Origin of the sequence: Neorhizobium alkalisoli (assembly GCF_007829835.1) — a bacterium.
GTDB lineage: Bacteria > Pseudomonadota > Alphaproteobacteria > Rhizobiales > Rhizobiaceae > Neorhizobium.
This window is the reverse complement of record NZ_VIWP01000001.1, coordinates 737,987-757,332: the sequence shown is the minus strand read 5'-3', so window position 1 is coordinate 757,332 and position 19,346 is coordinate 737,987. Positions and strand designations below refer to the sequence as shown.

Below are 19,346 nucleotides of genomic sequence, written 5' to 3'. Positions count from 1 at the left end.
GATGGCCGGCGATTTCGTCGAGGCTGGGCAGCAGGCCGGCCTTACGGCCCTTGGACTGCAAACCAGAAAGCACCTGATGTCGATCACGGCCGAAGCGCGCCACGACGTCATCATGGGTCTTTCCATCAGGCTCGGGGAAATGTCCACTGCCGCGAGACGGCGCGACCGGAAGGACCTGCAAACGATGCTGGCAGAGCTTTCCGACTCGTTTCGCCTGTCGGCCGCCGAGATCGCTGCGGCAAGCTACGGGCCTGCCTTGATTGAAAGGATGGCAGCCTCGGTTGGCCGGATCGAACAAAGTCTTGCAGCCTGAAATGGGTACCAACCCGCATCGGATGGATGGACAAGGCCCCGCGATCGCATCGCAGGGCCTTTTGTTTCCCGCCATGATTGCTTGCATGCAAACGTATATACCTGACAACACCTAAGTATAGTTACGCCGCGCCCGCTGCGGCGGTAGTCTTCATCTCGTTACCTCGATCGCCCGCCCCTCGACGAGGTCAGTAGCGCCAGGCGCTGCAGGTCCGAGCAACCCCTCCCCTCGGACCAACTGCGGACCACCGCGATCCGCAAAAGGCCGCCTTCCACCGCCGGGAAGGCGGCCTCTTTTTTCTGGATATTTGTCATGGAAAAGCAGGGATCTGGCGGTGTCGCAAGCCGATCAACTAGACCATTGTATAGGTCCGGCGGGTGCCATGAACCGGTATCCTCGATCTCAAAGATTTGGAACCATTCATGGCACAGATGCTGCAGTTCAGATTGGCAAGGCAAGAGGCAGGTCGCCACGATATCATCTTCGGTGGCGCGGCTCTTATCGTGGCTGCCGCCGTTTTTGCCGTGGATACGTTCACGGATATCGAGGGCGCGATCGCGGTACTCTATGCGATCGCTCTTCTACTGGCCGCCGAAGCCGCCAGCCGGCTCGGACTGATCGCGCTCACCGCTCTGTTCATCGTCTGCACGCTGATCTCGTTCTTCCTGACGCATACGCCGGATCCGGACTTTCCGACCTTTCTGCGCCTCTGTGTGGCGCTGGCGGCACTTGCCGTGACGGCGGCACTGCTCCTGCGCACCGAACAGGCCAGGGCCGAGCTGCTTCAGACAAACGCTGCCCTGCGCGAAAGCGAGGCGCGTTACCGCGCGATCTTCGATCGCACTCGTGTTGCCCTGTGGGAACGCGACTATTCGAGGCTGCGCGATTTCCTCGTCGGCCTGAAAGCGCGTGGTGTGAAGGACGCCAAAGCCTATGCACAGGCCAATCCCGATTTCCTCGCCGAATGTGTCGACAAGATCGCGATCGTTGATGCCAATGCGGCGGCTGTCGAGCTTCTCGGCTCGTTCGCGGCCGACATTCCGGGCGGCATCATGCATCGTATCATTCCGAAGGACAGCGACGCGTTCTCGGCGCTGCTGCAGGCGATCATGGATGGCGCCACCTATTTCGAAGACAATGCCGAAGTCTTCAACGAGAATGGCGAGCCGAGGCTCGTCCTGCTTGGCATCAGCTTTCCGAAGGATCCTTCCGCCTTCAACCGCGTCATCGTCAGCATGGTCGATGTCACCCAGCGCGAAGAGGCGCGCAAGGCGCTGGCCGATGCACAGGCGGAGCTGAGCCGCGCTTCAAAGGCTGCGACCGTCGGCGCCCTGTCTGCGTCTCTGGCGCATGAACTCAACCAGCCGCTTGGGGCGATCGCGGTCAATTCGCAGACGCTTGTTCGCTGGCTTGATCGGAATCCACCCGATATCGAGGCGGCCAAGCGGTCGGCGGAGCGGATCCTGCGGGACAGCAACCGCGCCAGCGATATTTTCAAGAATACCCGCGCCGTGATGCTCGCCGCGCCGAAGGAGAATGAAACCATCGACCTCGGCGTGCTGGTGGATGATACGCTGACCCTGATGGACCACGATCTTCAGCGTGAGCGTGCGGAAGTGGACGTCATCTTCAAGACTAAAATTCCGGCTGTTTCCGGCGTTCGGGTCGAGATGCAGCAGGTCCTGATCAACCTTATTTCCAACGCCGCCCAGGCGATGACCGCATCGGAAGCGCTGCGAAAACTGGTGACGATCACGCTGGATGCTCCGGCAGACGCGGATCATGTCTCGATCACCGTGCGCGACACCGGTGACGGATTGGGTGCTGAGGCCCAGCAGAACCTATTCAAACCTTTCTTCACGACCAAGGAAAACGGCATGGGGATCGGTCTTTCTATTTGCAGAAGTACCATTGAGGCCATTGGGGGCTCGCTTGACGGGCGCAACCACCCCGATGGCGGCGCAATTTTTGAAATCAGATTACCGAAGGAGACGGCCAATGCTTGAATTGAAGAGCAGCAAGCGAAACCCAGACGCTCCCGTCATCTACATTCTCGATGATGACCTTTCGATGCGGGAATCGCTCGTCGATCTCTTCCGCTCGATGCAGATCGAGGCAGAGGCTTTTGCCAATCCCAACGAGTTCATGGGAATGGCGGATCTCAACCGGGCGGGCTGCATCGTGCTTGATGTTCGTTTGCCGGGCGTCAACGGACTCGACTTCCAGGCCCATCTTGAGCGCGCCGGAAGCCTCCTGCCGGTCGTTTTCATGACCGGATACGGAGATATTTCGATGAGCGTGCGTGCCATGAAGGCAGGTGCCGTCGATTTTCTCGCCAAGCCTTTCCGCGATCAGGACATTCTCGATGCGGTCCTCGCCGCCGTCGAGCGCGACGCGACCCGCCGCCGCGAAATGCGCCGGCATCAGGACGTCGCCACCCGGTTCGAAACCTTGACAGTGCGGGAACGCGAGGTGATGGGGGCCGTTGTCGAGGGGCTGATGAACAAGCAGATCGCCTTCCGGCTGGGGATCAGCGAAATCACCGTGAAACTGCATCGCGGCAACGTCATGAGAAAGATGCAGGTCAAGTCGGTGGCCGAACTGGTTCGGGCCACCGAGCAGGCGAATGAACATCTGGTACGGTCAGCAAAGCCCACACTCGTGCGTGTGGCTTGAGACCGATGCGAAAACTATGAAAGTCGTAATAAGTGTCCCAAACGTCCCTAATCGCCATTGTCGATGATGACCTGGCTATCCGCGAAGCGCTCGATGACCTGGTCAAGTCCCTGGGTTACGAGAGCAAGCTTTTCGAGTCTGCCGAGGCGTTTCTGGCGTTCAAGCCGCGCGCGTCCGTAGACTGCATGGTCGTCGACGTCAAAATGCCGGGCCTGAGCGGCATCGAGCTGCAGAGCCGCCTTAACCAGGAAGGCGATCGCCCGCCGATGATCTTCATGACGTCCTATCACGACGAGCGTACGCGCACCGCGGCGCTTGATGGCGGCGCACTGGCTTTCCTCGGGAAACCCGTCGACCTGACGAAGCTGATCGAGTTCATCGACACGGCCCTTGCTCTGCCCAAGCCGGCATAAACGGCCGGTGGCCGTCTAATCCGGCCAGATCATTTGCCGCAAGCGGTATCCGCCGAACGAATTCCCATGAAGAGTTGATTGCGTTGATTTAAACGAGCGCCGGGTGCTTTTGCATCAGGACGGTCTCGGAACGCGTCGGATACTATCCGCCTCAGCCACCGGTCACGCTCATATGGCGGCCGACACTTGGGCGGTTGTTCGAGCGGTCGATGATGAAGTCGTGCCCTTTGGGTTTTCGCGAAATCGCATCGTCTATCGCGGCATGCAGGTTCGCGTCGCTCTCACTCGTACGCAGCACCGACCGCAGATCGGCGGCGTCGTTCTGGCCGAGGCACATATAGAGCGTTCCCGTGCAGGTGAGCCGGACGCGATTGCAGCTTTCACAGAAATTATGGGTCATGGGCGTGATGAAGCCCAGACGGCCGCCCGTCTCCGCAACCTTCACATAGCGGGCAGGCCCTCCGGTCCGATAGGCCAGATCCTGGAAGGTGAATTGCTGCTCCAGGTCCGTGCGCAGCTTCGACAGGGGAAGGTATCGGTCGGTGCGATCCTCCTCGATCTCGCCCATCGGCATCGTCTCAATAACCGTGAGATCCATGCCGCGACCATGCGCGAACCGGATGAGATCGGGCATTTCCGGGGCGTTGAAGTCCTTGAGGGCAACGGCATTCAGCTTGATCGCAATGCCGGCCTTCTGGGCTGCATCCAGCCCTTCCATGACCCGGGAGAAATCACCCCACCGGGTGATCCTGCGGAACTTTTCCGGGTCGAGCGTGTCGAGCGAGACATTGATCCGGCGCACGCCGCAATCGGCGAGTTCCTCGGCGTGTCGTGCGAGCTGGGAGCCGTTTGTCGTCAGGGTCAGTTCGTCCAGACCATAGCCGATATGGCGGCCAAGCTGACGCACCAGATGCATGATATTCTTGCGAACCAGCGGTTCGCCGCCCGTCAGGCGCAGCTTGCGGACGCCCCTCGAGATGAAGGCCGTACAGAGTCGGTCAAGTTCATCGAGGGTCAGCAGATCCTTCTTTGGAAGGAAGGACATATTCTCGGCCATGCAATAGGTGCAGCGGAAATCGCAGCGGTCTGTCACGGAAACGCGCAGATAGGTGACCGACCGGCCGAACGGATCGACGAGCCCGCCCTCCGCTGCCGCTTCGGATCCATGTGCCGTGTGAAGAGCTGTCGTCTGCATCGCAATTCCTTCCGAACCGGCACAACAATCCCGCAGGCAGAGCGATGGAACAACCATACTCATGTATAGGCCGGCGTTTCGGTGCAGCTATGGACGGGTAAAGGTGCTTAGGGGAGCGGTTCCCAGACTGGAGGATTGCCGATCGAGGCAATGAGTGCCCTGGAAAAAGCGAGGACCTTGGCACTTGGACTCGGAAGAGCACGCAGAAGAAAAATGCCGGCTGGATCGTCATTCCATCGATCGAGGCCGGGCAGGACTTCGCGCAGCTTGCCCTGCTGGATGTCAGGTCCGACCACCCAGGTCGAAAGAAATGCGATCCCCATTCCGGCCTCGGCTGCGCCACGAAGTGCCTCGAAATCGTCGCAGCGGAACGCGACCTCTCCGTGGCCGGCTTCGCCGGCCGGTGTGCCCAGCACATCCGTCCAGCCAAGGAGATCGGCGCCATGCAGCTTGTCGAGCAGCTTGTGGTCGAAGAGATCATTGATCGTCTCCGGCACGCCCGCGCGCTCGAGATAAGCGGGGCTTGCGGCAAGAAGCCGCCGAAACGGAGCGATCCTCGTGCCGATCAACGTACTGTTGGGCAGGTTTCCCATCCGGATGACGACGTCGAGGCGTTCCTGCACCGGATCGGCAAGGCGTTCGGTCAGTGTCAGCTCGATCTTCAGATCCGGATGTTCCAGCTGCAGCGCGGTAACGATCGGCACGACATAACGTTTGCCGAAGGTTGGGAAACAGGCGACACGCAAGGTGCCGGAGACCGAACCGCCGAAGGCCGCGACCTCGGCATGGGTGTCGGCGATATCCTCGAGCAGGCGTAACGCGCGCTCATGCAGTCTCTCGCCGGCATCCGTCAGTGTCAGGGCTCGTGTCGAACGGACAAGCAGCGCCACCCCGAGATCCTGCTCCAGCGTATCGATCTGCCTGACGACTGCCGACGGCGTGACCGCCCGCTTGCGTGCGGCTCCCGAAAAGCTTCCTTCCTGGACGACATCGATGAAGGTGGAAAGGAATTCTGCTCTCATCTTTGCATTCCCGGCAAAGCCGTTTCGAGGAGATTTGGGCTTATACCCCGGAGTTGCCGGGTGCAATTTCTTCCATGCCCGATGGGCTGTTCAAGCGCCGGTTCTGGAGAAATTCCCCGCATAAGGGGCAAAAATACGCACTTTTCGTCAACCTCTCTCGCCATGCCGAAAGGCGGTCGACCAAGACCAAAGGATAGGGTCGGGACCTGTCCGTATAATTGAGACCGGGGCCGCAGGATGCCAGTTTTACCCCCGGAGCAGACATCGGAGTTGCTCGTAAAGATCACCGCAAGAGCACCGGGACCGTTGCCGAAAGGGTTGCGGGTTTCGGATGCCGAAACCAGACCGAAAGGATAAGACCATGAAAGTTATCACCGACAAGCTGCTTTCGCTCTCCGCCTATTCGCACGAGATCGATGTTCCGCTCGACCAGATCGATATCGCCGATTGGCTCTTCAATCTCCCGGAAGCCGAGTATCAGCGTTGCTGCGTACCGGATCACGTCTCTTGCGGCGCAACCTTCACCGACGATGGCCGTAAGATGTCCATCAATGTCGAAAAGATCGGCACCGGCCTCGTCATCCAGCACTATGTCGCCAAGGAAGCCACGCCGTCCTATTGCCGCATGAACTCGATCTCCGACGTCTTCACTCCGACCGGTGAGCGCACCCAGGTCAATGTCATCTGGGAACTGATTGCCGAAGCAATCGACGGCAACCGCACCCGTTACACCAACAAGGTCACCTGCCATCCGACCGATGCCTTCATGACCTTCATCGAGCAGCACGGCCAGACTTTCGAACAGGCCGCCGCCGCTCGCCAGGCTGCCGGTGGCGACCATAACCATCGTGAAACGCCGTTCTTCGCCGAAAGCATCGCCCGCAAGGCACGCGCCAAGGCAGCTGCCAAGGTCGCTGCAGAATAAAGGCTCTTGCTTAAGATAGCCGGCAAGGCGGATATCCTCTGCCTTGCCGGCGTTCGACAAAGCCTGGCCGTAAATGCCCATAACAGTGAGTGTCAGAGATGGACTTCTACAAAAACTATGCAGTGAAATATGGACGTCCCGTCGCTGACGCTGTTTCGGACAGATATGGTGAGGCAGACAGCCTGATCCGGTCCGGCAATGCCATTATCGACCATATGCTGATGCATCGGAGCATTCGTCGGTTCACCGCCGAACCGGTCGCCGAAGGCGATATGAAGACGGCAATCGCTGCAGCCCAATCGGCCGCGACTTCGTCCAACCTCCAGAGCTGGAGCGTCATCAAGATTTCGGACCCGACCCACAAGCAGGAGGTCAATCGCCTCTGCGGTAATCAGGGCCAGATTGAAGAAGCACCTTTGATGCTCGTATGGCTGGCCGACCAGAGCCGCAACTATGCCATCGGTCAGGCCTATGACACGCCGCTCGAGGCGTTCGACTATTTTGAGACGATGATGCTCGGGATCGTCGATACCTGTATCGCGGCCCAGAATGCCGCGCTGGCATTCGAAGCGCTCGGCTACGGAACCTGTTTCATCGGCGCCGTACGCAACAACGCCGAAACGCTCTCATCCCTCCTGAAACTTCCGGATCGTTGCGTTCCCGTGACCGGTCTGGTCGTCGGCCGCCCTCATCCGAGGCATGACACAGATATCAAGCCACGCCTGAGCCAGGACGTGGTGGTCCATGACGAGGTCTATCGTGTGGCCGATGCCGAAGAGATTTCCGCCTATGATCGCATCATGAGCCGGTTCCAGAACAAGCAGGGAATGTCTCCTCACGGATGGTCCGGTGCCGTTGCTTCCCGCCTCGGGACAAAGGCCGCGCTCCATGGCCGGGATCGCTACATGGAGTTTCTTCGTGCTGCGCGCATGGGTAGCCGGTAGCTGCTTTCGAGCACTCTCTGCCTGCCCGGCGAGGCGGTTCTGAGCGCAAACATGGTGTGCGGTTCCAAGTTTATGCGTGGAACCGTGCACCCAATCCATCTGAAAATGCCGTTCGGAATTTCGACGAACACGACCAGCGACGGTAGCCCCGTCAGCACGCCCCCTGACCTGCGAGCCTGCCGACATGTCTATCGAACTCGACTATGAATTCCTTGTCGGTCTGCTGATGGTCGTGCTCGTTCTGGCACTTGCCGCCAGGCGCCTGCACCTGCCTTCTGCCGTCGCATTGATCGTCGGTGGGATTGCGCTTGCCTTCATACCGGGCATCCCGGTCGTCGCGATGGACCCCGACCTCGTCATGGTCGTTTTCCTGCCGCCGCTCCTGCTGAGCAGCGCCTATCAGACCGTCTGGCTCGACTTCAAACAGTATTTCGCGGCAATCTCGTCGCTTGCGGTCGGGGCCGTCGCGTTCACGACCCTGTCGGTCGGAGCCGTCGTTCACTGGCTGCGCCCCGATATTCCCTGGTCTGCCGCCTTTGCCCTCGGAGCGATCGTTTCTCCGCCGGACGCGGTGGCGGCCCGTGCCGTGCTGGACAAGCTGAGACTTCCCACCCGTGTCACCACCGTCCTGACCGGCGAGAGCCTGGTCAATGACGCAAGCGGCCTTGTTCTTTTTCACTTCGCCGTTTCGGCGGCCCTGAACGGCTCATTTGACGCCCCCGTCGGGGTCGCGACCTTCTTTGTCGTTTCGCTCGGCGGCGTGATGGTGGGGCTCTCGCTCGGCTGGGTCGCGCTGCGCCTTTTGCGGCAGTTCGCAAACAGCGAGCTCGTCGTCACGGGCACGCTGCTGCTTGCAGCTGTCTCCTACATGATTTCCGACCGGTTGGGTTTTTCCGGCGTTCTTGCCACGGTGACGACCGGCTTGATGCTGGGCTGGCAGCAGCACGAGATCTTTTCGGCGGCGACCCGTATCCGGGCCCAGGCGTTCTGGCGCGTCCTCGTCTTCCTTCTGGAATCCCTTCTTTTCGTCCTGATCGGCTTGTCATTAAGACAGGCGCTCAATCATTTCGAAAGCGTCGGAGACGGGCTGCAGACCCTGGCGCTGCCGGTTGCCGCCGTGGTCGTGACCGTGATCGTCGCGCGTTTCGTCTGGCTGGTCGGATCGGACATGATCTGGACGGCGTTGTCGCGGGTCGGCATTCATCCAAAACACCTTCCGTCCATTCCGACGACCGTGATCCTGAGCTGGGCCGGGATGAGAGGAGCCGTAACACTGGCGGCGGCTTTGTCGCTGCCGATCAATTTTCCGGGGCGCGACCTTATCCTGGCTTCGGCCTTCGGGGTGATCCTCGTGACGGTGCTTGTTCAGGGCACCACGCTTCCGCTCGTCATCAGGCTGTTTCCGTCGATCACGCTGAAGAGCAATTCGCAGCTTGCCCGGGATGAGGCCGCGGTCCGCAAGAAAGTTGCCGACATTCAATATCAGGCCATGCTGGCGCATTGCCGTTCTAATCCATCGCATGGTCTTCCGCATATGTCTGATCGAGACCTGTTCAGCGTATTGTCGGTCCCGCATTTCAACCTCGTCCCAGAACGCCGGCGCCCGCTTTCGGACGAGCATTTCGAAGCGATCCTCTGTGCGATCCGCACGGGCCGGGAGGAAGTCCTGAAAATGTACCGGACCGGGCATGTCTCGGACAGGATCATGCGGAACATCGAGCAGGATCTGGATCTGCAGGAACTCGCCACCCTGCGGCGCAGGGATGAAGGCGCGCTTTAAGCCGAGAACATCGCGACGATCTGCGTCACGCGCTGCTCGCGAAAGGCAGCTCTGATCCTGCCGTGACGTTCAAGTTCCGCCAGTCCGTGCAAGGCAGCCCAAAGAGTTTCGGTCGCAAGCTCTGCGTCATCGCGGAAAGGCGTGATGACCGCCAGCATGGCGCCGAACGTGTCGCGCAGCACCTGCGGCGTGTCGGACTTTGCAAAACGCAGCCCGGTCGGAAGGATGAACATCGCCTCGTACAGGGCCGGCCGTTCAAACGCGAACTCGAGATAAGCGATGGCGACACTTTTCATCGCTTCAGAAGGAGTGGCGGATGGCTGAACCGACGCCCGCAGTGCGGGGCCGAGCTCGCCAAAGCCTTCCAGCGCGACAGCGCCGACGATAGCGTCGCGATTTTCAAAATGAGCGTATAGAACCGGCTGACTATATTCGATCTCCTGAGCCAGACGCCGTACGGTAACGGAAGCCCAGCCGTCTCGCTCTGCGAGCATTCTCGCCGCACTGACAATACGGCGCTCCCGCTCGCCTTTTTCCCGCTCCTTGCGTTCTGCAATCCCCATTCGCCGCCCTTTCATTCCGGCGGTAGCTTATCGCAACAGGTCAGGTTTAAAAACAGCGATTGACAAAATAGCATTGCTAGATATTTTTGCGATGATAAATTCTTGCATGCCACCAACAGCGAGATTAGTTCGATGTTTCTTCCAACAACAGTTTTTGCCGTCGCGACCTGGCTGGCCGCCGCGGCCTTCCTGATCGGCGGCGCCGTCAACGCTTCCGGTGCACAAGCGATCCGGGACGATTTCAGACGTTACGGCTTCCCGCCGTGGTGGTGCTGGATCACGGCCGCACTGGAGATCGCGACCGCCTGCCTGCTGGTATTTCCGGCGACCTTTTACATCGGTGTTGCGCTTGGGGCCTGTATCATGATCGCCGCCATCGCCTCCGTCATTCGTGCAAAGAACTTCCGGCACATCCCGCCGCCGGCCGTGTTCATGCTGCTTCTGATCGTGGCAGCCGGCACCCATTTCTGATCGTCGGGCGACCCGACAGACACAAGTCTCCGACACATTTTTTATCGAATGCGAACCGCGCCGGCCTGACCCGGCGAGGCGTACAACCACGGCTTAAGGAGCCAGTCATGACCTCATCAAATTTCACCCCAAAAACCGTCGTCGTCTATCACTCCGGTTACGGCCATACTCAAAGAATGGCTGAGGCAGTCGCCGCCGGAGCCGGCGCGACGCTCTATGCTCTCGATGCGGAGGGCAATCTCTCGGACGAAGGATGGGCGGCGCTGGATGCTGCGGATGCCATCATCTTCGGCTCGCCGACCTATATGGGCGGCCCGAGCTGGCAGTTTAAAAAGTTTGCCGACGCGTCGTCGAAGCCTTGGTTCTCCGGAAAATGGCAGGACAAGATTTTTGGCGGGTTCACGAACAGCGCCAGTCTCAATGGCGACAAACTGAATACATTGCAGTATTTCGTCCTGCTCGCCGGACAGCATGGTGGTTTGTGGGTAAGCCTCGGCATCAAACCCTCAAACGTCAAGGCTTCCAGGCGGGACGATGCAAACCGCATGGGTTCCTATATCGGGCCGATGGCGCAGTCGGACGCCGACGCTGCTCCGAGCGAGATGTCTGCCGGTGACCTGGAAACCGCACGTGCTTACGGCCAGCGTGTGGCAATGACGGCGCAGCGCTTCGGGCCTGCCGCATGAGCTTGAGAAGTACCCGCGGTTAAGCCTGCGGGCGTTGATCCTGAGACGGACATAAGCAGTAGGCTTTTGTCCGTCTCAGCTGCGATCGCAACTGGTTGTGTGGCGGGTGCAGCTTGTGGCCGAACGCCGCCGCCACGCCATTGATGTTTTCCGCCGCCGACGTGACGAGCGCGTCCAAAACGCAGCGTCCGTGCTGGCCGGCCTATTGGGGGAAACGCTCGGCCAGTGCGGCGAGTGTAAATTCCCTGTTTGGCGCGCGATTGGCCGGCTGCGATGAATAGGCGGCAACCACCGGATTGATCATCATCTCCGACACGCCGAGGTCTGCGGCAAGATTGGCAATGCTTTCTGCTGCACGATCGGGCGATCCGATGATCCAGGATCGGCGGAACATCCGGACAAGCTCTTCGTGGTGAGCGGGGAATACCTTGCCATCGGCCTCCTCGACCAGCATCTGCGACTGTACCGGTTCGCCAGAGCGGAATGAGGACATGAAGAACAGTTGCGGTCGGGCAAGCCGTTCGGCTTCCTCATCGGTTTCACCGATGACGACGATGGCGGAAACCAGAACTTTCGGCTCGGCCAGGTAGCTGCTGGGCTTGAAGCGTTCGCGATAAAGCGCGATCGCCTCCTTCGCGCCCTCGGCACGGATATGATAGCCGAATGCATAGGGTAGACCAAGCTCGGCGGCCAGGTGCGCCGAATAGCTCGACGTCCCCAATATCCAGGGCGCCGGTGCGCTGGTCGCATTCGGCACCGGCCGGAAGCTGAACTGGCGATCATCCTGCGACACCGTCAGTCCCTCGGGCTGGTTGAGAGCAAGCAGGTTGCGGAGATCATTTATCATGGCCTCGTCGGATTTCGCTTCGGTGCCACCGCGCAATAGCGAACTGGTGGCCCAGTCCGCACCGCTCGACCGGCCGATGCCGAGATCGACTCGCCCGGGATAACAGGCTTCCACCAGCCCCATCTGCTCCGCGATCAGCAGCGGCGGATAATGCGCGAGCAAAACGCATCCACCGATCCGGATGCGTTTCGTATGCGCGCCGATCACAGGCGCGAAGGATGCCGTATGGCTGGCCGCGACTGCCTCGACATTGTGGTGCTCCGCCAGCCAATACCGGTGATAGCCGAGATCGTCGCCGAGCTTCGCCAGTGCGATCATCGAGTCGAAGCAGTCGGTGGCCGTTTGGTTCGACCGGATCGGGCCGATATCGAGGATGGAAAGGGTCAGTTTTTCGGTCATGGCCTTCAGCTCACAATCCTGTCGGCAACCTGATGGAAGGCACGGATCTTGTCCTCTATGTCGAAGCACATCATCGTCAGCATGACCTCGTCGGCATCATAGGCCGCAGCCCGTGCCGCGATCTCCTTCACCGCATCATCGATCAGGCCCGTAACCTCGCGATTGGCGATCTGAGCGAGATAGGCCTTCTGACTGGCCGAGAATTCGACACGGTCCAGCGTCTCGGGCGAGGGGACGGCTTTCGGATAGTTGCCGCTGTCGCGCATGAGCCGGAAATAATCCGAGGCCTTTTTCATCTCCTCGAGCTTCGCCGGCGTATCGGCGCCGACGAAGTTGAGCGCGATCAGAACGCGCGGCTCGGGAAATTCCGGCGAAGGCCTGAAATTGCGGCGGTACTGGGCGACGGCCTCGCGGGTTGCCGCCGGATTGATGAACAGGGCGATGGCGAGCCCCATTCCCTTTTCAGCCGCCATCAGCCCGCTCTCGGGATGAGATCCGGCCGAGAGCAGCCAGAGCGGCGGTGCGCTATCCACTTTCGGCGTTGCGGTTACCCTTTGATGCCCGTCGTGGAAGAAGCGTTCGAGCTGGCCGACCTGCTGGGGGAAGTCGATCCCGTCCGGCGGATTGAGGAGAGCCGTCGAATAGGGATCGCCGCCGCTCGCGCGGCCGATCCCGCAATCGACGCGGCCGGGGAAGAGCGCTTCCAGCACGCGAAAATTCTCGGCCACCTTGTAGGCAGAATGGTTCGGCAACATGACGCCGCCGGAGCCGAGGCGGATACGGTCGGTCTTGGAGCCGACCGCGGCAAGCAGGACTTCCGGCGAGGAGCCCTGCAGGATGCTCATGTTGTGATGTTCCGACAGCCAGAGTCGCTCATAACCAAGATAGTCGGCTTCGCGTGCCAGCCAGACGGTGTTCTGGATCGCGTCGGATGGGGAGGCGTTTTCCGACAGGGTCGATTGTTCGAGGATGGAGATTTTCACCGCTGTTCCTTTGATGAAGGTGACGACCCTTCTCATGCTGCCGGTTCGCTGGCCGGCGCGGTTTTGCAGAGGGGAGTTCGCCGGCGTGAGCGTTCGCGAGCTGAAAGGATTGAGCTGCCGCCGAGCTTGAAATGCCGACGGTTCGACTATCGGTAAGGTAGATGATGCCGCCGGACGCCGTAACTATACGAGAGTGTAGGGCCGGCCTGAAATCAGGCCTGTTTGCCGTAGCCCAGCGCTTCGCCGACACGCACGAGGTCGGCGAGTGAGCGCACGTCCATCTTGCGCATCACGTTTCCCCGGTGAAGCTTGACCGTCACCTCGGTAATCCCGAGTTCGAAGGCGATCTGCTTGTTCATCAGGCCCCGGACGACGAGCTGCATGACTTCCTGTTCGCGCGGGGTCAGCGTTTCGTAGAGGATCTTGGACGCTTCGATCGCCGTATCGCCCTTGCGGATTTCCGCGTCCCGTTCCAGAGCGACGTTCACGGCATCCAGAAGCGCCTGGTCATCGAACGGCTTGGTCAGGAAGTCGGAAGCTCCCGCCTTGATAGCCTTCACGCTCATTGGAATGTCGCCATAGCCGGTCATGAAGATGATCGGCATCTTGTTGCCCTTCGCATTGAGATGCGCCTGCAGTTCCAGACCGTTGAGATCGGGGAGGCGGACGTCGAGCAGGATACATCCCGCCCCGGGCCTTGCAGCCGCGAGGAAGGTTTCGGTGTTCTCGAAGGCAACTGCGTCGATCGACATCGAACGGAACAGGTCGACCAGCGATTCCCGCATCGAGATATCGTCGTCGACGATATAGACGACCGGGCCGGTGGGACCGGCAGGAGGCTTGCGAGAGGCGATCATGACATCAGTCTTTCCATCGCCTTCTTAAGCCCTGTCAAGGCCGCTCGGTTCCGTCATGCGGCCTCGGAGCGGACAATCTTCACCGGAACGCCCTTATAGGCCGGCGTGCCCGATTTGTGATCATAATGGTTCAGCGCCACGATTGCGTTCATCTCCGGATAATAGCCGCCGACCGAGCCCTGCGGGAGGTCGTAACGAACGGCAGTATAACCGCGGACCGACCGCGCCGGACCGGTTTCCGTAATCGCATGCACGTCGATCCGATCACCTTCCTTCAGGCCGCGGGCGTCGAGATCCGCGCCGCTGATGAAGATGACATCGCGCCGTCCGAAGACGCCGCGATAGCGATCGTCGAGGCCGTAGACGGTCGTGTTGTACTGGTCGTGGCTGCGCATAGTCGCCAGAACCAGCGTTTCCGGATCCTTCAAGCGTGGATCTTCATCAAGGCCACAGGCCACCAGGAAATTCGCCTTGCCGCTTGCCGTGCGCCATTCCCGGTAGGAGGCGGGGACATCCAGCCGAAAGCCGCCGCGCACCCTAACCCGCTTGTTGAAATCCTTGAAGTCGGGGAAAACGAGCTCGATCTTTTCGCGGATCCGGTCGTAATTCTCGATGAGCCCCAGCCAGTCGATGCCGTATCTGGCCCCGACCGTTGCCTGTGCAATACCGGCGAGAATGGCAGGTTCCGACTTCAGGAAGGGGCTCGGCGGATTGAGGAACCCGCGCGAAGCATGAACCATCGACATGGAATCCTCGACGGTCACCGATTGCGGGCCGGAGGCCTGCGTGTCGAGATCGGTCCGACCAAGGCAGGGCAGGACGATGCAGGTCTTGCCGGTCAGGAGATGTGAGCGGTTGAGCTTGGTCGAGATGTGGACGGCGAGATCGAGCTTGCGCATGCCGGCAAAGGTCACGGTCGGGTCGGACATCGCGACCGCCAGATTGCCGCCGAGGCAGATCAGCGCCTTTGAGCGGCCTTCCGCTATGGCTTCGATGGCCTCGATCGCATTGTGGCCCTTGTCGCCGATCGGTCGGAAACCGAAGGCGCGTTCCATGCCGTCGAGAAGCGCGGCATTGGGAATTTCCGTAATGCCCACGGTACGGTCGCCCTGAACATTCGAGTGGCCCCGAACCGGGCAGATGCCGGCGCCTTCGCGGCCCAGATTGCCCCGCAGCATCAAAAGATTGGTGGCCTGCTGGACGTTATGTGTACCATTGGCATGCTGGGTCAGGCCCATGCCGTAGCAGAGGATGACTTTCTTGGCGTTGAGATAGACATCGACGGCGCTTTCGATCGCAGCGCGCGAAAGGCCTGAGAAATGGAGGATCTCCTCCCAGCTCGTTTTTTCCACGTCGCGGCGCAGGTCATCGATGCCGACCGTGTGCTCATCGATGAAGGCAAGGTCGAGAACGCCGGGACCGCCATTGGCGATATCCTGGGCGTCCCGCTCGAAGATCAGCTTCATCATGCCCTTGATCGCGGCCAGATCGCCGCCGGTTCGGACCTGATGATAGGCCGAGGCGATCTCGGTCGAGGAAAAGGTCGCCATTTCGATCGGATCCTGTGGCGCCGCGAATTTTTCGAGTGCTCGCTCCTTGAAGGGATTGAAGACGACGATCGGCGTGCCGCGGCGCGAGGCCTCGTGCAGCGTGGTCATCATGCGCGGGTGGTTGGTGCCCGGATTATGCCCGAAGCTGAAGATCGCATCGCAGTGGTCGAAATCCTCAAGCGTCACTGTTCCCTTACCGACGCCAATCGATTCCGGCAGGCCGACGCTGGTTGCCTCGTGGCACATGTTCGAGCAGTCGGGAAAGTTGTTGGTGCCGAAAGCGCGGACGAAAGCCTGATACAGGAAGGCGGATTCGTTGGAGGCGCGGCCGGACGTGTAGAACTCCGCCTGGTGCGGGCTTTCCAGCGCGTTGAGCTGCTTGCCGATAAGCGCGAAAGCGTCGTCCCACTCGATCGGCTGATAGCGGTCGCTCGCAGCATCATAGATCATCGGATGGGTGAGGCGTCCCGCGTTTTCAAGCTCGTGATCCGTCCAGGTCCAGAGCTCGGAAACCGTGTGATTGGCGAAGAAATCGGGGCTGACGCGCTTGGCGGTCGATTCCCAGGTGATTGCCTTGGCGCCGTTTTCGCAGAATTCGAACGAAGATGTGTGTTTCGGGTCGGGCCAGGCGCAGCCGGGACAATCGAAACCTTCCGGCTGGTTCGCCTTCAGAAGCGTCGCCGTGCCCTGGGCCACGACCTGCTGCCGCGCCAGCGTCTCGGCGACGGCCTTCAGTGCCCCCCAACCGCCTGCCGGTTCGTTATATGCCTTGATACCTTCGGGACGCTTCTTTGCCATCGGGGGTCTCCTTTGTTCAGGTATCGGCAAAGTAACAGGCGGCGCAGGTCTCCGAAGCTATACAGAAGCATAGGTCGTCGCGGATCGGTATGATCCGCCCATACCAACGCATAGGCCTGATGACCGCCGGTATGATTTTCTGCTGTGCAGGAAAAAGGGAACGTCTCCTGGTTCAATTCAAACAGGAGAGTGCATATGACCCTCGACAAACAGGCGCCGAGCAAGCGCCGGCTCGGCTTCGCCATCATCGCGATGACCGGAATTTCTCTGGCCCTGGCATCTTGCGAGACCGTGTCCCAGACCGTCCAGTACAAGGAAAACAATCTCGCGGCAGCAGGCTTTGTCGTGCGACCCGCTAACACGCCGGCCCGTGTAGCCATGCTCAAGCGGCTTCCGCCGAACAGGTTCCTGATGCGCAGCCGCGGCAACACGGTGAGCTACGTCTATGCCGATCCGGTCAACTGCAATTGCCTCTATGTCGGAACGCAGGATGCCTACAATAACTATCGCCAGGCGCAGGCCCAGGAGCGGATTGCCAATCGCCAGCTTCTTGCCGCCCGCACCTATGCCGACGCCCGCTGGGACTGGTCCGGATGGGGACCCGATTTCCCGCAGTTCTATGGTCCGTTCGGCCCCAGCTACGGCTGGTGAATTTTCGCGGTTTCGGCACGCCTGAAAGCGGCAACGGCCCAGGCTCATCATTCGAGAACGTTGCATGAGGCCGCCTTCAAAAGGGGCCCTGCTTCGGCGTGACGCAGAGATGCGCGGTTCCTCAAACGGAGCCGCGCATCTTTCGTTTTGTTCGCGCTTCACCACGATCCGCCGCGAAAAAACATCGGCATAGATGATCCATACCTTCGTTCAGGCTCCGGGCCCCATCCGTATAATTTTCCGAGGCAGCGCAGGTTTGTAGCTTTCACCCAGTCGCCATGGAGCGGCGAATGGGGAGCGCTTCTGCAGAAGCAGTGGTCTTGCCCGCAATGCTTACAGAAAAGGAATATCTCATGAACCGCGTGTCGAAACTTGCAGCAGCTGCATTCCTGGCCTCGATGTCCTTTGCCGGCGCAAGTTATGCCGCCGACAGTGTCGCCATGAACTGGGCTCCGGAACTCGAACAGACCCTGGCGACCTTCAACAAGCCTTTCAACGTCGAATATACCGACGACTACAACACCGCCGATGGCGATGACAGCAATCCGAACGCAGTGGCCTTGCCGGCGCCGGAAGTGCAGAAACTCCAGGCCGCCATCCAGTCCAACAAGGCGTTGAGCCGCCGCCTCGTTCGCAAGGGTGTCATTCTTGATGACGTCGTGAATGCACAGCAGGCCGGCGATGGCAGCGTGACCTTCTGGCTTCGTTGATGAAATCGGCCTGGTCCCTTTGATGGACTAGGCGCCGCATTCGACAAGACAACAGCTCCGCGTTCCGCCCAGAGGAACGCTTCTCCCCTTCAATGATCATTTGAGGTCGAAAGGACCCATACAATGCGCAAGACACTGATCTATTCCGCCGCCATCGCCGCCCTGTCGATCATGGGTGTGCAATCCGCCTTCGCCGCCGAACATGTCGAGGCCGGCCGTCTCGAATGCGATGTTTCCGCCGGCCTTGGCGTCATCGTCGGCTCCCAGCAGGACATGAGCTGCGTCTTCACGCCGAGCGATGGTGCTGCGAAGGAAGACTATACCGGCAAGATTACCGAGTTCGGCATCGATATCGGCGAAATCAGCAAGGCCAAGCTGGCCTGGCTGGTCTTTGCACCTGCCTCGCGCGATGTCGGCTCCCTCTCCGGCACCTATACGGGCATCACGGCTGATGCAGCGCTTGGCGTCGGTGTCGGCGCCAAGGTTCTCGGTGGCGGCCTGCATGGCACGATCGCCTTGCAGCCGATCGCACTGCAGGCCGAGGAAGGCGTCAATATCGCAGCCGGCATCACCGCGCTCACCCTGCATGCCAAGAACTGATCCGGGAAAGACGTGTGGCGCGAGCGCGTCGCACGTCCTTCTCCTTCCAGCAATGATGGAACCTTGCCGCTCCTGAACGGGCCGCGCAGCGGTTCCGTTCAATCAAGGAGCTGAACATGACCACCATCACGGCAAATTCCAGTCTGGGCTCTGCGCTGAAAACGGCGCGGGCAAATTGGGGGTGGTATGTCGCCCTCGGCATTGCGCTGATCATTGTCGGCCTTCTGGCCAGCATCAATCTCTTCGCAACCACCATTGCATCGGTCATCTACATCGCCGCCATGATGCTTGTCGGGGCCGCCTTTCAAATCGCCCATGCCTTTGTCGCGCGGAACTGGCGACGCCGGACATTCGATATCATCAGCGGCCTCTTTTATGGAGCAGCCAGCGCCGTGCTGATCTTCGATCCCATTCTATCGGCCGTGGATATCGCTCTCGTTATCGGTGCCCTTCTGGTCGCCGCCGGCATCTTCAGGATTGCAATGGCAATTCGCGATCGTTCAAAAACGGGATGGGGCTGGGTCCTCGCAAGCGGGATCGCGACGATTGTCGTCGGCCTGCTGATCCTGCTGACATGGCCGAGCGTCGGACTGGGTCTTCTGGGGGCAATGCTGACGATCGATCTGCTGTTCCAGGGTTTTGGTTTTCTGGCTTTCGGCCTCGCCTTGAGGCGTCGGGCGAGCTGAAACTCCATCTCCCGAAGGCATCAAAGAATTACAGAAAATGGGCCGTCTTGACGGCCCATTTTCTTTTGTGGGCGGGAGCAGAACCACCTGCTTTCGGCTCCAGGAGATTGCTCCGTCAATGGTGCGACGGGCGATATTCCGCGGCCTATTCCGCTTTGAAAATACGATAGAAATAGCACCGAAAGGGCCTGCTTTAAGCCGTTCGTGTGAGCCGCCCTATACCAAGGTGCAGGCCTGCCGATACTTCAATCGGATATCCAGGATGACGGCGTTTTCG

At 60.2% G+C, this 19,346-nt stretch carries 20 protein-coding genes; 13 read left to right on the top strand and 7 right to left on the bottom strand.

From position 1 onward, the window contains the following. Position 1: 1 nt before the first annotated feature. From FHW37_RS03350 to FHW37_RS03335, 4 genes are all read left to right on the top strand, one after another. Complete coding sequence (locus FHW37_RS03350; RefSeq protein ID WP_145632455.1) at positions 2-313, top strand: hypothetical protein; 312 nt, start codon at positions 2-4, stop codon at positions 311-313. A 422-nt stretch (positions 314-735) separates the two neighbouring features. Next, entirely contained in the window at positions 736-2,319 is a 1,584-nt protein-coding gene (locus tag FHW37_RS03345) for a sensor histidine kinase (RefSeq protein ID WP_145632453.1), read from the top strand. Then, positions 2,312-2,989 (top strand): response regulator transcription factor, encoded by a 678-nt coding sequence (locus tag FHW37_RS03340; protein ID WP_145632450.1) that lies wholly within the window; start codon positions 2,312-2,314, stop codon positions 2,987-2,989. The genes FHW37_RS03345 and FHW37_RS03340 overlap by 8 nt, the downstream gene beginning before the upstream one ends. Before the next feature lie 32 nt (positions 2,990-3,021). After that, positions 3,022-3,402 (top strand): response regulator transcription factor, encoded by a 381-nt coding sequence (locus FHW37_RS03335; protein ID WP_145632447.1) that lies wholly within the window; start codon positions 3,022-3,024, stop codon positions 3,400-3,402. Between the two features lie 151 nt (positions 3,403-3,553). On the opposite strand, the gene moaA is transcribed toward FHW37_RS03335, so the two are convergent. Both moaA and FHW37_RS03325 read right to left on the bottom strand, forming a co-directional pair. After that, positions 3,554-4,597, bottom strand: a complete 1,044-nt coding sequence (gene moaA, locus FHW37_RS03330; RefSeq protein WP_145632444.1) for a GTP 3',8-cyclase MoaA — start codon at positions 4,595-4,597, stop codon at positions 3,554-3,556. 107 nt (positions 4,598-4,704) lie between these two features. Beyond that, positions 4,705-5,619, bottom strand: a complete 915-nt coding sequence (locus FHW37_RS03325) for a LysR family transcriptional regulator (RefSeq protein ID WP_145632441.1) — start codon at positions 5,617-5,619, stop codon at positions 4,705-4,707. A gap of 361 nt (positions 5,620-5,980) precedes the next feature. On the opposite strand from FHW37_RS03325, the gene FHW37_RS03320 reads away from it, so the two are divergent. The 3 genes from FHW37_RS03320 (at position 5,981) to FHW37_RS03310 (ending at position 9,268) form a co-directional block, all read left to right on the top strand. Next, positions 5,981-6,544: a hypothetical protein gene (locus FHW37_RS03320; protein WP_145632438.1), complete on the top strand. Its 564-nt coding sequence runs from the start codon at positions 5,981-5,983 to the stop codon at positions 6,542-6,544. Positions 6,545-6,642: 98 nt separating this feature from the next. Next, a complete protein-coding gene (locus FHW37_RS03315) occupies positions 6,643-7,488 on the top strand; it encodes a nitroreductase family protein (protein ID WP_145632435.1) in 846 nt (281 codons plus the stop codon). A gap of 184 nt (positions 7,489-7,672) precedes the next feature. Beyond that, positions 7,673-9,268 carry a Na+/H+ antiporter gene (locus tag FHW37_RS03310; RefSeq protein ID WP_145632433.1) on the top strand — a complete coding sequence of 532 codons (1,596 nt, stop codon included), beginning with the start codon at positions 7,673-7,675 and terminating at the stop codon, positions 9,266-9,268. Here FHW37_RS03310 and FHW37_RS03305 read toward each other — a convergent pair. Next, a complete protein-coding gene (locus FHW37_RS03305) occupies positions 9,265-9,831 on the bottom strand; it encodes a TetR/AcrR family transcriptional regulator (RefSeq protein ID WP_145632430.1) in 567 nt (188 codons plus the stop codon). The genes FHW37_RS03310 and FHW37_RS03305 overlap by 4 nt on opposite strands. Positions 9,832-9,963: 132 nt before the next feature. Here FHW37_RS03305 and FHW37_RS03300 point away from each other — a divergent pair, with 132 nt between their 5' ends. Beyond that, positions 9,964-10,302, top strand: a complete 339-nt coding sequence (locus tag FHW37_RS03300) for a DoxX family protein (RefSeq protein ID WP_145632427.1) — start codon at positions 9,964-9,966, stop codon at positions 10,300-10,302. 107 nt (positions 10,303-10,409) lie between these two features. Further along, entirely contained in the window at positions 10,410-10,988 is a 579-nt protein-coding gene (locus FHW37_RS03295) for a flavodoxin family protein (protein WP_145632425.1), read from the top strand. 202 nt (positions 10,989-11,190) lie between these two features. Here FHW37_RS03295 and FHW37_RS03290 read toward each other — a convergent pair whose 3' ends face one another. The 4 genes from FHW37_RS03290 to FHW37_RS03275 form a co-directional block, all read right to left on the bottom strand. Next, a complete protein-coding gene (locus FHW37_RS03290) occupies positions 11,191-12,234 on the bottom strand; it encodes an MsnO8 family LLM class oxidoreductase (protein WP_145632422.1) in 1,044 nt (347 codons plus the stop codon). A gap of 5 nt (positions 12,235-12,239) precedes the next feature. After that, positions 12,240-13,217 (bottom strand): MsnO8 family LLM class oxidoreductase, encoded by a 978-nt coding sequence (locus FHW37_RS03285; protein ID WP_186458123.1) that lies wholly within the window; start codon positions 13,215-13,217, stop codon positions 12,240-12,242. 212 nt (positions 13,218-13,429) lie between these two features. Next, positions 13,430-14,074: a response regulator transcription factor gene (locus FHW37_RS03280; protein WP_145632417.1), complete on the bottom strand. Its 645-nt coding sequence runs from the start codon at positions 14,072-14,074 to the stop codon at positions 13,430-13,432. Positions 14,075-14,127: 53 nt separating this feature from the next. Next, positions 14,128-16,422: an FdhF/YdeP family oxidoreductase gene (locus FHW37_RS03275; RefSeq protein WP_145632413.1), complete on the bottom strand. Its 2,295-nt coding sequence runs from the start codon at positions 16,420-16,422 to the stop codon at positions 14,128-14,130. Between the two features lie 195 nt (positions 16,423-16,617). On the opposite strand from FHW37_RS03275, the gene FHW37_RS03270 reads away from it, so the two are divergent. The 4 genes from FHW37_RS03270 to FHW37_RS03255 all read left to right on the top strand — a co-directional run bounded on the left by FHW37_RS03270 (position 16,618) and on the right by FHW37_RS03255 (position 19,069). Then, complete coding sequence (locus tag FHW37_RS03270; RefSeq protein ID WP_210249262.1) at positions 16,618-17,073, top strand: hypothetical protein; 456 nt, start codon at positions 16,618-16,620, stop codon at positions 17,071-17,073. A 353-nt stretch (positions 17,074-17,426) separates the two neighbouring features. Continuing rightward, a complete protein-coding gene (locus FHW37_RS03265) occupies positions 17,427-17,783 on the top strand; it encodes a hypothetical protein (protein WP_145632411.1) in 357 nt (118 codons plus the stop codon). A 123-nt stretch (positions 17,784-17,906) separates the two neighbouring features. Continuing rightward, positions 17,907-18,383 (top strand): DUF992 domain-containing protein, encoded by a 477-nt coding sequence (locus FHW37_RS03260; RefSeq protein ID WP_145632408.1) that lies wholly within the window; start codon positions 17,907-17,909, stop codon positions 18,381-18,383. 116 nt (positions 18,384-18,499) lie between these two features. Then, positions 18,500-19,069, top strand: coding sequence for an HdeD family acid-resistance protein (locus FHW37_RS03255; RefSeq protein WP_145632405.1), 570 nt, complete (start codon positions 18,500-18,502; stop codon positions 19,067-19,069). The last annotated feature ends 277 nt before the right edge of the window (positions 19,070-19,346 follow it).